Source organism: Asticcacaulis sp. AND118, assembly GCF_020535245.1.
GTDB lineage: Bacteria > Pseudomonadota > Alphaproteobacteria > Caulobacterales > Caulobacteraceae > Asticcacaulis.
In genome coordinates, this window is the sequence record NZ_CP084910.1 from 2454428 (window position 1) to 2468178 (window position 13751).

The 13751-nt window shown below is 63.0% G+C and carries 10 protein-coding genes; 4 read left to right on the forward strand and 6 right to left on the reverse strand.

Features of this window, described 5'->3' with window-relative positions; all coding sequences use genetic code 11:
- Positions 1–140 precede the first annotated feature (140 nt).
- Positions 141–3440 (forward strand): carbamoyl-phosphate synthase large subunit, encoded by a 3300-nt coding sequence (gene carB, locus LH365_RS11835; RefSeq protein WP_226743835.1) that lies wholly within the window; start codon positions 141–143, stop codon positions 3438–3440.
- A gap of 229 nt (positions 3441–3669) precedes the next feature.
- On the opposite strand, the gene LH365_RS11840 is transcribed toward carB, so the two are convergent.
- From LH365_RS11840 to LH365_RS11850, 3 genes are read right to left on the reverse strand one after another with little or no spacing between them, the layout of a single operon-like run.
- Entirely contained in the window at positions 3670–3978 is a 309-nt protein-coding gene (locus tag LH365_RS11840) for a transcriptional regulator (protein WP_226743836.1), read from the reverse strand.
- Positions 3979–3980: 2 nt separating this feature from the next.
- A complete protein-coding gene (locus LH365_RS11845) occupies positions 3981–4592 on the reverse strand; it encodes a hypothetical protein (protein WP_226743837.1) in 612 nt (203 codons plus the stop codon).
- 22 nt (positions 4593–4614) lie between these two features.
- On the reverse strand, positions 4615–5211 hold the full coding sequence (locus LH365_RS11850; RefSeq protein WP_226743838.1) for a hypothetical protein: 597 nt from the start codon (positions 5209–5211) through the stop codon (positions 4615–4617).
- Between the two features lie 170 nt (positions 5212–5381).
- On the opposite strand from LH365_RS11850, the gene LH365_RS11855 reads away from it, so the two are divergent.
- The 3 genes from LH365_RS11855 to LH365_RS11865 all read left to right on the forward strand — a co-directional run bounded on the left by LH365_RS11855 (position 5382) and on the right by LH365_RS11865 (position 9033).
- Positions 5382–7568: a prolyl oligopeptidase family protein gene (locus LH365_RS11855; protein ID WP_226743839.1), complete on the forward strand. Its 2187-nt coding sequence runs from the start codon at positions 5382–5384 to the stop codon at positions 7566–7568.
- A gap of 140 nt (positions 7569–7708) precedes the next feature.
- Positions 7709–8104, forward strand: coding sequence for an MliC family protein (locus tag LH365_RS11860; RefSeq protein WP_226743840.1), 396 nt, complete (start codon positions 7709–7711; stop codon positions 8102–8104).
- A 65-nt stretch (positions 8105–8169) separates the two neighbouring features.
- Complete coding sequence (locus LH365_RS11865) at positions 8170–9033, forward strand: IclR family transcriptional regulator (protein WP_226743841.1); 864 nt, start codon at positions 8170–8172, stop codon at positions 9031–9033.
- A 96-nt stretch (positions 9034–9129) separates the two neighbouring features.
- On the opposite strand, the gene LH365_RS11870 is transcribed toward LH365_RS11865, so the two are convergent.
- The 3 genes from LH365_RS11870 to LH365_RS11880 form a co-directional block, all read right to left on the reverse strand.
- The gene (locus LH365_RS11870) at positions 9130–11244 is read right to left on the reverse strand and encodes a malate synthase G (protein ID WP_226743842.1); all 2115 of its coding nucleotides are present in this window, start codon (positions 11242–11244) and stop codon (positions 9130–9132) included.
- Between the two features lie 131 nt (positions 11245–11375).
- Positions 11376–12701, reverse strand: a complete 1326-nt coding sequence (locus tag LH365_RS11875; protein WP_226743843.1) for an alginate export family protein — start codon at positions 12699–12701, stop codon at positions 11376–11378.
- 107 nt (positions 12702–12808) lie between these two features.
- Positions 12809–13720: an SMP-30/gluconolactonase/LRE family protein gene (locus LH365_RS11880; protein WP_226743844.1), complete on the reverse strand. Its 912-nt coding sequence runs from the start codon at positions 13718–13720 to the stop codon at positions 12809–12811.
- Positions 13721–13751: the final 31 nt, after the last annotated feature.

Below are 13751 nucleotides of genomic sequence, written 5' to 3' on the forward strand. Positions count from 1 at the left end.
GCCTGAAAACAAAACAAGAGCTACACGGACAGCTTTGCCGCTGCCCGCACCTTCTTGCGCGTGACATGCGCATCCCCAAAGCCTGCGCCGGTTTCCGGACCGGACGCGGCCCTCAGAAAGTAAAGAAAGACCGAGAGCCCATGCCCAAACGTACAGATATCAAGTCCATCCTGATCATCGGCGCGGGGCCCATCGTCATCGGTCAGGCCTGTGAATTCGACTATTCCGGCGTTCAGGCCTGTAAGGCGCTGCGCGAAGAAGGCTACCGCATCATTCTGGTCAATTCGAACCCGGCGACGATCATGACCGATCCGGACGTGGCCGACGCGACCTATATCGAGCCGATCACCCCTGAGTTCGTCGAGAAGATCATCGCCAAGGAGCGCCCGGACGCGCTGCTCCCGACCATGGGCGGTCAGACGGCGCTCAACACCGCGCTGGCGCTCGACGCCGCGGGCGTGCTGACCAAGTACAATGTCGAAATGATCGGCGCCAAGGCCGAGGTCATCGACAAGGCCGAAGACCGCCAGAAGTTCCGCGACGCCATGGACAAGCTGGGTCTCGAATCGGCCAAGTCCGCGGTCGCCCACACTTGGGAAGAAGCGGTGGAGGGCCTAAAGCAAATCGGCGGCCTGCCCGCCGTTATCCGCCCGTCGTTTACGCTGGCCGGCACCGGCGGCGGCATCGCCTTCAATCAGGAAGAGTTCAGGGAGATTGTCACGCGCGGTCTCGACCTGTCGCCGACCACCGAAGTGCTGATCGAAGAGTCGATCCTCGGCTGGAAGGAATACGAGATGGAAGTCGTCCGCGACAAGGCGGACAACTGCATCATCGTCTGTTCCATTGAGAACGTCGATCCGATGGGCGTGCACACGGGCGATTCCATCACTGTCGCCCCGGCCCTGACCCTGACGGACAAGGAATATCAGATCATGCGCTCGGCCTCGCTGGCGGTGCTGCGTGAGATCGGCGTGGAAACCGGCGGCTCGAACGTGCAGTTTGCGCTGAACCCCGCCGATGGCCGCATGATCGTCATCGAAATGAACCCGCGCGTGTCGCGCTCCTCGGCTCTGGCCTCGAAGGCCACCGGCTTCCCCATCGCCAAGATCGCCGCCAAGCTGGCCGTCGGTTACACGCTGGACGAACTGACCAACGACATCACCAAGGTCACGCCCGCCTCGTTCGAGCCGAGCATCGATTATGTGGTGACCAAGATCCCGCGCTTCGCCTTTGAGAAGTATCCGGGCTCCGAGCCCCTTCTCGGCACCTCGATGAAATCGGTCGGCGAAGTCATGGCCATCGGCCGCACCTTTGCCGAGTCGGTGCAAAAGGCGCTGCGCGGTCTGGAAACCGGTCTGTCGGGCTTCGATGAGGTTGAAATTCCCGGTGTCGCCGGGGCGACCGACGCCCACGCCGTGAAGGAAGCCGTGGTGCGCGAACTGGGCCGTCCGACGCCGGACCGCCTGCGCGTCATCGCCCAGGCCTTCCGTCACGGCCTCAGCGTCGAGGACATCAACACCGCCTGCCATTACGAGCCGTGGTTCCTGCGTCAGATCGAAACCATCGTGTCTGAGGAAGCGAAGATCGGCGCTTTGGGCCTGCCCAGGACCGCGCACGAACTGCGTAAGCTCAAGGCCATGGGCTTCTCCGACGTGCGTCTGGCCAAGCTGACCGGCGTCAAGGAAAAGGACGTGCGCGCCGCCCGCCGCGGCCTGAACGTGCGCCCGGTGTTCAAGCGCATTGACACCTGCGCCGCGGAATTCGCCTCCAACACCGCCTACATGTATTCGACCTACGAATCGGGCGCTCTGGATCAGGTGCCGGAATGCGAATCCGCGCCGACGGATCGCAAGAAGGCCATCATCCTCGGCGGCGGGCCCAACAGAATCGGTCAGGGCATCGAGTTCGACTATTGCTGCTGTCACGCGGCCTTCGCCTATAAGGACATGGGCCTTGAAGCGATCATGGTCAACTGCAACCCGGAGACTGTGTCGACTGACTACGACACCTCGGATCGCCTCTATTTCGAGCCGCTGACCGCCGAAGACGTGCTGGAACTGATCGCCGTCGAGCAATCGAACGGCACGCTGGCCGGCGTGGTGGTGCAGTTCGGCGGCCAGACGCCGCTGAAGCTGGCTCAGGCGCTCGAAGACGAAGGCATCCCCATCCTCGGCACCTCGCCGGACGCCATCGATCTGGCCGAAGACCGCGAGCGCTTCCAGCAACTGCTGAAGCAGATCAACCTGACCCAGCCGGTCAACGCCATCGCGCGCACCCCGGAAGAAGCCTTCAAGGCGGCGCATGAGGTCGGCTACCCCATCGTCATCCGTCCGTCCTACGTGCTGGGCGGCCGCGCCATGGAAATCATCCGCGACGACGAGCAACTGACCCGCTATGTGCGCGAAGCCGTGCAGGTGTCGGGCGACTCGCCGGTCCTGATCGATCAGTACCTGAGCGCCGCCATCGAGGTCGACGCCGACGCACTGGCCGACGGCACGGGCGCGGTCTTCGTTGCCGGCATTATGGAGCACATCGAAGAGGCGGGCGTGCACTCAGGCGACTCAGCCTGTTCGCTGCCGCCCTTCTCGCTGAAGCCGGAAACCGTGAAGGAGCTTGAGCGTCAGACGGTCGAACTGGCCAGGGCGCTGAAGGTCAAGGGGCTGATGAACGTGCAGTTCGCCATCATGAACCCCTATACCGACCCCAAGATCTACGTCCTTGAGGTCAATCCGCGCGCCTCGCGCACCGTGCCCTTCGTGGCCAAGACCCTGGGCAAGCCGCTGGCCGGCATCGCCGCCAAGGTCATGGCCGACACGCCGCTCTCGACCTTCGGCCTGACGCCGCGCGACTACCGCCACGTGGCGGTCAAGGAAGCCGTCTTCCCGTTCGCGCGCTTCGCCAATGTCGATACGGTGCTGGGGCCGGAGATGCGCTCGACCGGCGAGGTCATGGGCCTCGACTGGGTGCGCGACGGCGAAGAGATGATCGACGCCTTCTCGCGCGCCTTCGCCAAGTCGCAACTGGGTGGCGGCACCAAGCTGCCCGCTTCGGGCAAGGTCTTCGTCTCGGTCAAGGATCAGGACAAGCCCGTGATCGTCGACGCCATCCGCACCCTTCTGACCCTCGGCTTCGAGGTCTGCGGCACATCGGGTACAGCGGATTATCTGGCGGCGCAGGGCGTGAAGATCGAGACCATCAAGAAGGTGCTCGAAGGCCGTCCTAACATTCAGGATGCGATCAAGAACGGTGAAATTGCGCTGGTCTTCAACACCACCGAAGGCAAGCAGGCCATCCTCGACTCCTTCTCGATCCGTCGCACCGCGCTGATGACCAAGGTGCCCTATTACACCACCGCCAACGGCGCGGTGGCGGCGGTCCGGGCCATCGCGGCCAGCCTCAAGGGCGAACTGGACGTCCGGTCCATTCAGGAATACGCGTAAGAAAAAGCCCCGGTTTTTACCGGGGCTTTTTCTTAGATCTTTTCATACCTCCCCAGTTACTGGGGAGGGGGACCGCACGACGCTTGCGTAGCAAGCTAGATGCGGTGGTGGGGGGTCTTACTTAAATTATCGGACCGAGAAGGTGGACATATCGCAAGATACCCCACCACCATCTTCGCTACGCTTGATGGTCCCCCTCCCCGACAAGTCGGGGAGGTATAAGAACCGTCTACCCCGCCTCGTCGATCAGCTTACGCATGGCGTCGAGATAGGCCACAAACGCCGTCCGCCCGGCCTCCGTCAAGGTGATGGTCGTCACCGGCTTCTTGCCGACAAAGGCCTTGTCCACCGTGACATAGCCCGCCTCTTCCAGCTTGCGTACCTGCACCGACAGGTTGCCGTCGGAAGACTGGGTCTTGGCCTTGAGCGTGGTGAAGTCGGCGGCCCCGGCGGTCGACAGATAGGCCATGATGCCCAGCCTCAGCCGTCCGTGGATCACATCGTCGATGCGCTCGATATTGAATTCGTCCTCGGGCATGCTCACCCCCGTTCGGCGCGCAGCAGGATCAGGCCGGGAATGGTGGCGAACAGGTTGAGCGCCACCGCATAGGCCAGCATCTGCACCGCCTGATGCCCCAGAAGCCCCAGGACCGGCGCGCCGATCAGGCATCCGAAGGCGACCATCCGCAACCAGGCCTGCCCCGACACGACCGAAGCCACCCACCAGCCGACGCCGTACAACAGCAGGATCATCGGCGCGATGAGCGCCGACAGAACTTCGAGCGCCTTGAATTGAGTGCCGGCGGCAATGAGGGTCACGAACAGGGCGAAGATGGCGATGCCGACGCCCGACCATGCGGCGGAAACAGCGCGGTTCATGGCGTTACCGCAGCCGTAGCGACGTTTGGCGGCGGCGATCGACAGATAGCCCAGAACAGCATAGGCCAAGCCCGCCATCAGCCACAGCCCGGTTATGAACCACGGGTTGGGGATGGGAACGATGCCGAGCATGATGCCATAGTGGACCACAGCGGCGGCCGAGAAGCAGATACCGGCCCAGAACAGGCTGCCGCCGTTCATGATGGGGGCGCGGCTGCCGTCTTCCGCCAGGGATTTGAGGTAGTCGATCTGATCGTGAAGTTGCGAGGACATGACGTGATTTCCTGAGAGAGGATTAGTTGCGGCTGTTGAGGATGAGCGCAAGGCCCGGGGCGGCGGCCAGTATGAACAGCACCAGTGCATAGGCCAGAGCCTGCCAGGCGGGTCCGGCATAGACGGCCACGACGGTCAGTCCCGCCGCCGCCGCAAGCGCCGCCACGGACAGGCCGTTGAAGCCCGCGCGCCCGCTGCTCACGGCCGCCATGCGCCAGCCGACGGCATAGACGATGAGGGCCAGTGGCGCCGGGACGACCGGCATCAGGGCATAGAGCTTCAGATAGCCAAGCACGCCCACGACGACACCGATCAGAAGGCCACCACCGAGGATCAGAAGGCCCCACTGTTTGCGGAAAGCCCTGACCTCCGGCTGTGCGCGGAAGGCGGCGCTCGACCCGATCTTGAGGACAAAGGCGGCCATGATGAAGGTGAACAGCGCCCCCATCCACATCAGTCCAATCACCGGGCCGGGGGTTTGCGCATAACCTGAGCGGATGGCGAACTGCACGATATTCATGCTGCCGAAGATCAGGCCGGCCCAGAACATGGGCGAACCGTCGATGGGCGTGGACGCCGGACGCACAGGCGTATCGATGGAAAGAGCGGTGGCGGTCATGTGGCAATCCCCTGAAAGCGATGACCAGAACATGAATGAAGTACTTTATTTTGTAAAGTTCTTCATTTGCACCATTTATTACATTTTCGTAAGCTTCGCTCCCGACGCTTGCCAAGACGGTCCATTGCAGGGTTAGTTTCAGGGAAAACCAACTGCGGGAAATCATTCACATGTCAAAGACTTCCTTGTCGCGTCGGGCCTTGCGCATGGCGGCGTCCCTCCTCATCTTGGGGGCTCTGCCCCTTTCCGCACAGGCCCAGATGACCAATATCACCACCGTCGCCAAGGAAACTCCGGCCAATCCCGCCAAACTGGCCCCCGATGCCGCTGATCCGCGTCAGTACCTCGAAGAGGTCGAAGGCGAAAAAGCGCTGACCTGGGTCAAGTCCCAGAACGAGCGCAGCCTGAAGCACCTCATGAACGATCCGCGCTTCGCCGGCTATGAGGCCGACGTGCTGAAGATCGTCGAAGCCACCGACCGCATCCCCTCGCCCGGCTTCGCCACCGGCGGCTTCATCGACAATTTCTGGCAGGACAAGGACCATGTGCGCGGCATCTGGCGTCGCACCGACAAGGCCTCCTATCTGGCCGGCGCGCCCAAATGGGATATCCTGCTAGACTTCGACACACTGGCCAAGGCCGAAGGCCAGAACTGGGTCTATAAGGGGGCGTCGTGCCTGCCGCCGGAAAACACCCGCTGCCTGATCAATCTGTCGAACGGCGGCAAGGACGCCGTAACGGTGCGCGAATACGACCTGAAGACCAAGTCCTTTGTCGATGGGGGTTTCAGCCTGCCCGAAGGCAAGCAGATCGTCACCTGGAAGGACAAGGACACGCTCTATGTGGCGCGCGAATGGACGCCGGGCGAAGTGACGCCGTCGGGCTACGCCTTCGTCACCAAGGTGCTGAAGCGCGGTCAAAGCCTCGATCAGGCCGTCGAAATCCATCGCGGCGACAAGGCCGACATGATGGCCTATCGCACCGTGCTGCGTGACATCGACGGCCATTTCGTCATGGATTATGCCGAGCGCCGCCCGACCTTCTTCGAAGTCGACACGACGTGGTTCACCGACGCGGGTGAGGTCAAGCTGCCCCTGCCGCTGACCTCGGAAATGAACGCCTATTACAAGGGGCAGGCCGTCTTCTCGCTTAAGGACGAATGGACCAGCGCCAGGGGCACCAAGTACCCGTCGGGTGCGGTCATCGCCTTCGACCTCAAGGCGGCACTGAAAGACCCTAAGAACCTCGAACCGTCGGTTATCTTTGCGCCGGATGAGCACCAGAGCGTTCAGGGCATCGGCCAGACGAAGAACCATCTGCTCCTGTCAATCCTGTCCAACGTCACCGGTCAGGTGCAGTCGGTCAGCCTCGTCAACGGCAAGTGGGTGCTGAAACCTCTGCCCCTGCCCGAAAACTCCTCGCTCAGCCTCGGCTCGGCCGACGACGAGTCGGATCAGCTCTTCGCCTGGTCGACCGGCTATCTGCAGCCCTCGACCCTCTATATCGCCGATGCCGACAAGACAACGGTCACCAAGCTGAAGGCCAGCCCGGAGCGTTTCAACGCCGAAGGCCTCAAGGTCGAGCAGCACTGGGCCACGTCGAAGGACGGCACCAGGGTTCCGTACTTCGTCGTCATGCGCCAGGATGCCAGACTGGACGGCAATACGCCGACCCTGCTCTACGCTTACGGCGGTTTCGAGATTTCGCTGACCCCGTCCTATTCGGGCGCGATTGGCAAGCTGTGGCTGGAAAAGGGCGGCGCCTACGTGCTGGCCAATATCCGCGGCGGCGGCGAATTCGGGCCCAAGTGGCACGAAGCGGGCCTCAAGACCAAGCGTCAGGTCATCTATGACGACTTCCAGGCCGTGGCCGAAGACCTGATCAAGACCAAGATCACCTCGCCGCGTCGCCTCGGCATCATGGGCGGCTCGAACGGCGGCCTTTTGATGGGCGTGCAACTGACCCAACGTCCGGACCTGTGGAACGCCGTCGTGGTTCAGGTGCCGCTGCTCGACATGCTGCGCTACCACACCCTGCTGGCCGGTGCGTCGTGGCAGGGCGAATACGGCCGTCCGGACGACGCCACCGAAGGCGCCTTCCTCAAGACGATCTCGCCCTATCATAACCTCAAGGCCGGGGTGAAGTATCCGGAGCCTTTCTTCGTCACCTCGACCAAGGACGATCGCGTCCACCCGGGCCACGCCCGCAAGATGGCGGCGCTGATGGGGGATATGGGCCTGCCCTTCCTCTATTATGAGAATATCGACGGCGGTCACTCGGCCGCCGCCAACCTCAAGGAAACCGCCAAGCGCAATGCGTTGGAATATACGTATCTTACGCAAAAGCTGGTGGACTAACGTCTCCTCCCCCTCTCCCCGCCTGCGGGGAGAGGGGGCAACTCCTTCCTTATCATTAACGCGCGATAAGGGCCGATCTGATCGCTTCCTTACACCCCGGCTGATACCTCCCTATTCATCCTATTATGGAGGAACATCCCATGCGTAAGATCGCCACCGCCGTCGCCCTGCTGGCCCTGTCCGCCGCCTCGCTGTCGGCCTGCTCCAAGCCCGAAGCCCAGCAAGCCGTAGAGGAAGTGCAGGAAACCACTTCGGAAATCGCCACCGACGCCAAGGACGCCATGTCGTCGGCCGCCGCCGATTTCGCCGTTTCCGATCCGATCAGCTATAGCTGCGCGCTTGGCACCAAGCTGTCGGTTGTCTTCTCGGACGACAAGGCCGACGTCACCGTCCTGTCCGACAACAACCGCAAGGTCACGTTGCTGAAGAGCACCTCCGGCGACGGCACCCTCTATCAGGCCACGGGCTACAGCCTGCACACCAAGGGCAATGACGCCACCTGGGGCTCGGCCGACGAAGCCTGCACCAAGTCGTAATCCACTTCTGACTTTACCGGGCGGGTTTCTGGAAATAGTTTCCATTTCACACAGGAATGGTAGCCATGACCGAACCCGCCCCCTCCCGTCCGCGCGGCCGCCCGCGCGAAGACAAGCTCAAGCCCGAAGCGCCGGCGGCCAATCAGTCGCTGGAAAAAGCGCTGGGCCTGCTAAAAGCCCTCTCGGCCCGTGACGGCATGAGCCTGACCGAACTGTCGCGCGAAGCGGGTCTGGCGGCATCGACCGCACACCGCCTGATGGCGACATTATCCGCCCATGATCTGGTGGCGTGGGACGAGCCGTCACAAAAATGGTCGATCGGCATCGAATCCCTCCGCATCGGCATGGCTTTCCAGCGCCGCAACCGTATCCTTACGGCGGGCCGGCCGGACATGCTGCGCCTGATGGAGGCGACGGGCGAGACGGTCAATCTGGCCATGCTCGACGGCTTCGAAGTGGTGTTCGTCGCACAGGTCGAATGCGAGGCCCCTATCCGCGCCTTTTTCCGCATCGGCGACCGCCGCTCGGCTCACGCTTCGGGCATAGGCAAGGCGCTGCTGTCCCAACTTGATGACCCGGCGCTGGATGCCCTGCTGAAACGCCGGGATTTGCCACGCTATACGCCGAAGACCCTCACTACACCGGACAGCCTGCGCGCCGATCTGAGCGTCATCTGCGAACGCGGCTGGTCGCTGGATGACGAGGAAGCCCATAGGGGGATGCGCTGTGTCGCCGCCCCGGTGTTCAACGAGTTCGGCGAGGCCCGCGCCGGGATTTCGCTGTCGGGCCCCTCCTTACGCATCAGCGACGCGCGCCTGCCGGAACTGGCGCAACAGGTGCGCGAAACGGCGGCGCGGATTACGGAACGGATCGGCGGGCACCTACTTAACCCTTCTCCCCGTTCACGGGGAGTAGGTGGCCCAGTGTAACGAGGTCCAGTGTAACGCGGTCAGATGAGGGGTAAGACACACGAAGAAAGACAGCCCCTCACCCCAGCCCTCTCCCCGTAAACGGGGAGAGGGGGTTTATGCCGTGCCCAACACCCTTTTCACCGCCCGCCTGCGGTCGTGCAGAATGAACTCCGTATAGCCATTGGCCTGCTTCGCGCCCTCGAAACACAGATCGCAGGCCGCTTTGAACGCCTCGCCGTCAAAGCCCGGCGACATCGGCACATAGGCTGTATCCCCGGCGTTCTGCGCATCGACCACCCCGGCCATGTGGCGCAACCGCGCCCGCACCTGTGCCTCTGACACCAGCCCGTGACGCAGCCAGTTGGCCACGTGCTGGCTGGAGATACGCAGCGTGGCGCGGTCCTCCATCAGTCCGACATCGTGGATATCCGGCACCTTGGAGCAGCCCACCCCCTGATCGACCCAGCGCACCACATAGCCCAGGATGCCTTGCAGATTATTGTCCAGTTCCTCGGCGATCTCTTCGGGGCTGTAGTTGCGGGTGGCCAGCGGCGGCGTCAGTATATCATCCACCGAAGCGCGCTTGCGCGTCCCTAATTCCGTCTGCATCACCGCCACATCGACGCGGTGGTAATGCAGGGCGTGCAGGGTGGCCGCCGTCGGAGACGGCACCCAGGCGGTCGAGGCCCCGGCCTTCGGATGGCCGAGTTTCTGCGTCATCATGTCGGCCATCATGTCCGGCGCCGCCCACATGCCCTTGCCGATCTGGGCATGGCCGGGCAGGCCCGCCCAGAGGCCACAATCGACGTTGGACTCCTCATAGGCCCTGATCCACACCGCACCCTTGATCTCGCCCTTGCGCAGGACGGGACCGGCCTCCATAGAGGTATGGATTTCGTCGCCCGTGCGATCGAGGAAGCCCGTATTGATGAAGAAAACGCGGTCTTTCGCATGCTCGATACAGGCCCTCAGATTGACGCTGGTGCGGCGCTCCTCATCCATAATGCCGATTTTGAGCGTGCGCTCAGGCAAACCCAGAGCGCGCTCGGCGAAGGCAAACGTCTCAACGGCGAAGGCCACCTCGTCCGGCCCGTGCATCTTGGGCTTGACGATATAGGCTGAACCGGCGCGGCTGTTGGTCCCGGCATCGTGGCGCGCGATCAGGGCCGTGACCATCAGATCGATCAAACCTTCCGGCACGGTCCGACCGTCGTGGCGCACCATGTCGCTGTAAATGTGCAGGCCGACATTGCGCGCCAGCATCAGGCTGCGGCCATGCAGGGTGAAGGCGCTGCCGTCGGGCGCGGTATAGGCGCGGTCGGGATTGAGACGGCGCGTCTGAGCCTGGCCGCCCTTGGTGAAATGCTCCGTCAGATCGCCGCGCGTCAGGCCCAGCCAGTTGCGGTACAGCCCGACCTTGTCCGCCGCATCGACGGCGGCGACGCTGTCCTCCATATCCATGATGGCCGACAGGGCGGCTTCGAGCACCACATCGGCAACGCCCGCCGCATCGGCGACGGGACTGTCGTGGTCGATGCGAATGTCGATGTGCAGGCCATTATGGCGCAGCAAAATCGACTGCGGCGCATGGGGTGCGCCAGCAAAACCGGCAAACTGCGACGGGTCTTTCAGCGGGGCGCCGTTGGCCCGCAACTGCCCGTCCACCACCGCATAGGCCGTAGCGTCGGCATGGCTGAAGCCCTCCAGCGGCACGAACTTATCGAGATACGCCTTGGCCGCCGCCTGCACCGCCGCCCCGCGCGCCGTATCGTAACCGCCGCCTGTCGGAACCGGCCCCAGCACATCCGTGCCATAGAGCGCGTCGTAAAGGCTGCCCCAGCGGGCATTGGCGGCGTTCAGCGCGTACCGGGCATTGGACACCGGGACGACCAGTTGCGGCCCGGCCATATGCGCGATCTCGTCATCGACGCGATCCGTGGTGACGCTGAACGGCACCGGTTCGGGCAGGAGATAGCCGATCTCGCTCAGAAAGGCCTTATAGGCAGCCGGCTCAAAGGCGTGGGTGCGATGCCAGTCATCGATCTGCGCCTGCAAGGCGTCACGACGCGCCAGAAGCTGCGCATTGCGCGGGCCGAAGTCGCGGATCAGCGCCACAAGCCCGCCCCAGAAGGCCGCCGCCGCCACGCCCGAACCGGGCAGGGCCTCTTCGCTGATGAAGCGGAACAGGGTCTCATCGACCTCGATACCGGAGACGATCTTATGCGCCATGACGGTTGCCTTTCTGATAGGTCATCAGAATAACGCGCCCCACGGATCGGGGTCAATTTTTCCGGAAATTATTTCCAAAATCCGATTTAAATAATAAATATCTGTAAAATATAATTTTCCGGTTTCCAGTTTCAGAAACTACCGGTCAAGGCCAGCGAAACATACCGCGTATCGCCCGTTCTGGGGGCATTGGGTGCCTCGGTCAGAAAGCGGCCCTTGGCGATCCAGGCGGCATTGATCTCGGCGCGCAGCTTTTTCGGTTTGACCCAGTAGCGGAAACGGCCCTCCAACTGATGGCCGGAAAAGGTTCCCGCGCGGCCTGAGGCGTCGCGCACGCCCGTGGTGGAGAAGGCGTCGGTGCGTTCGGCAAGCCACATCGGCCTGTAAACCGCGAAGGCGTCCCAGCGCGGATCAGGCGCGATCTCCAGCCGCACGCCGGGCGTCGATATATTGGCGCGCCCGATCTGGGCATAGACGCCCGCCGGGGCAAAATCGGCGCGACGCATGCCGTAAAGCGTATCGAACCGGCCGTACCTCCCGCCCGGACCGTCGCCGCTGACCCAGTCATATTCAAGCGATAGGCGCGCCTTCAGCGGTCCCCGAAAGCTGTAGCCGGCATCGAGATGGACAAAACCTGCGCGCACATCCAGACGGGGCGCGGTGGCCGCCATCGAGGCGCTGAGGGTCCCGGTCTGAACGACCGCCTCGGCCTCATAATCGAAACGTCCCACCGCCGGCTCACGCAGAATCCGGCCGCCGAAACTGTGCAGGTGGCGGTCGCGCGTCGGCCTTCCGCCATCGTCCTTTTCCCCGAAACCGATATAGGTCAGTTCACCGCGCACCTGATCTGCGACCGAGGCGGACACCACGCCGCCCCACAACCGGGTATCGACGCTTTCCCGATCCATACGCGTCCGGTTGTCCAGTATGGACGCCCTGTCCTCCGGCCGCCGCGTCTGGGGCAGAACATAGATCAGGGTCGCCGCCATACCACCGCTGCCGGTGAAATCGCCCCGCAGGCCGGTATAGCCGTTGGTCGTATTGCGATAATCGTCCGCCGCCACCAGACGGCGCGAGCCCAGATTGAGCGTAAATCGTCCCGCCTGCCAGTTTGCCTTACCCTTCAGACCGAACGGTTCGGAAAGCGAACCGGCCACATAGGCCTGAACAAATTCCAAGGTATTGACCTCACCCGTGCCGACGGCGCTGTCCGGTTCGCTGCCCCAGGCACGGCTGTCATAGAGTTCAGCGGCTACACGAAGGTCGTTATCCAGCCGGTATTCGGCCAGAACCACCGTCCGCAGGCTCACCAGATCATCGGATTCGCCGAAACCCGCCCGGGCCTGTCCTTCCAGGGTCTCATAGCGCAGGCGCACGCTGCCGGATATTTTCAGAGCCTCCTCCGCCTGAGCGGAACCGGCGGTCAAAAGGACAAGCGGAAGCAGGGCGCGGCGCATGGCGACTCTCTCTATGCTGTGGGGAAACCCGCGGCCGCGTACCGTAGGGCACGCGCATCATAAAGGGCTTCGCGGCGGCGGGCACCTCTTTTTTCAGCCTCCCGCTTTCAGGCGCCCCGCGTATTGACATAGAGCGCAAACAGCGACTGCCCCGCCGTCATGAACAGACGGTTGCGCGCCTTCCCGCCGAAGACCAGATTGGCGCAACGATTGGGCAGATGGATATGGCCGATGGCCACACCGTCCGGTGCAAAAACGCGCACGCCGTTCAGCCCTTCGCCACCGCCCCAACCGCACCACAGATTGCCGTCCTCGTCGCATCGAAAGCCGTCCGGCATCCCCGGCGCGCAATCGACAAAGATACGCCCGTTGGCCAGCGTATCTCCCGTCACATCAAAGACCCAGATGCGCTTGGGCTCGCCCGACTGCGCAATATAACAAAGCCGCTCATCCGGCGAAAAGCAGATGCCGTTGGGCCGGTCGATGGCGTCGCTCACCACGGTCAGCCCCGCTTCGGTCCAACGATAGACATTCGTCGGCAGTTCGGGCTCGGCGCGATAACCTTCGTAGTCGCTGAGGATTCCGAACGGCGGATCGGTGAACCACACGCTGCCATCGCTTTTCACCGTCACATCATTGGGCGAGTTGAGCCGCTTACCGTCGTAATGGCTGGCCAGTGTGGTGATATTTCCGTCATATTCTGTGCGGGTGACGCTGCGCGTGCCGTGCTGGCAGGTGATCAGCCGTCCCTGCCGGTCGCGGGTGTTGCCATTGGCGAAGTCCGAGGGCTTGCGAAAGACCGACACAGACCCGGTCTCCTCGTCCCAGCGCAGCACGCGGTTATTGGGGATGTCGCTCCACAGCAGATAGCGTCCGTCGCCGAACCACACCGGCCCCTCGCCCCAGCGCGTACCTTCAAACAGCTTCTCGACCGCCGTCAGGGCTAGGCGATACTTGTCGAAGCGCGGGTCGAGGCTTTCGATGGACGGGTCGGGGTAGATTGCGGACGGTTGCCACATGACGGATCTCCGGTTTCCTTCTGGCTACACC

Bases quoted from the DNA above. Each gene is read 5' to 3' on its own strand.
- carB (WP_226743835.1), top strand. From the start codon at position 141: ATGCCCAAACGTACAGATATCAAGTCCATCCTGATCATCGGCGCGGGG.
- LH365_RS11840 (WP_226743836.1), bottom strand. From the start codon at position 3,978: ATGCCCGAGGACGAATTCAATATCGAGCGCATCGACGATGTGATCCAC.
- LH365_RS11845 (WP_226743837.1), bottom strand. From the start codon at position 4,592: ATGTCCTCGCAACTTCACGATCAGATCGACTACCTCAAATCCCTGGCG.
- LH365_RS11850 (WP_226743838.1), bottom strand. From the start codon at position 5,211: ATGACCGCCACCGCTCTTTCCATCGATACGCCTGTGCGTCCGGCGTCC.
- LH365_RS11855 (WP_226743839.1), top strand. From the start codon at position 5,382: ATGTCAAAGACTTCCTTGTCGCGTCGGGCCTTGCGCATGGCGGCGTCC.
- LH365_RS11860 (WP_226743840.1), top strand. From the start codon at position 7,709: ATGCGTAAGATCGCCACCGCCGTCGCCCTGCTGGCCCTGTCCGCCGCC.
- LH365_RS11865 (WP_226743841.1), top strand. From the start codon at position 8,170: ATGACCGAACCCGCCCCCTCCCGTCCGCGCGGCCGCCCGCGCGAAGAC.
- LH365_RS11870 (WP_226743842.1), bottom strand. From the start codon at position 11,244: ATGGCGCATAAGATCGTCTCCGGTATCGAGGTCGATGAGACCCTGTTC.
- LH365_RS11875 (WP_226743843.1), bottom strand. From the start codon at position 12,701: ATGCGCCGCGCCCTGCTTCCGCTTGTCCTTTTGACCGCCGGTTCCGCT.
- LH365_RS11880 (WP_226743844.1), bottom strand. From the start codon at position 13,720: ATGTGGCAACCGTCCGCAATCTACCCCGACCCGTCCATCGAAAGCCTC.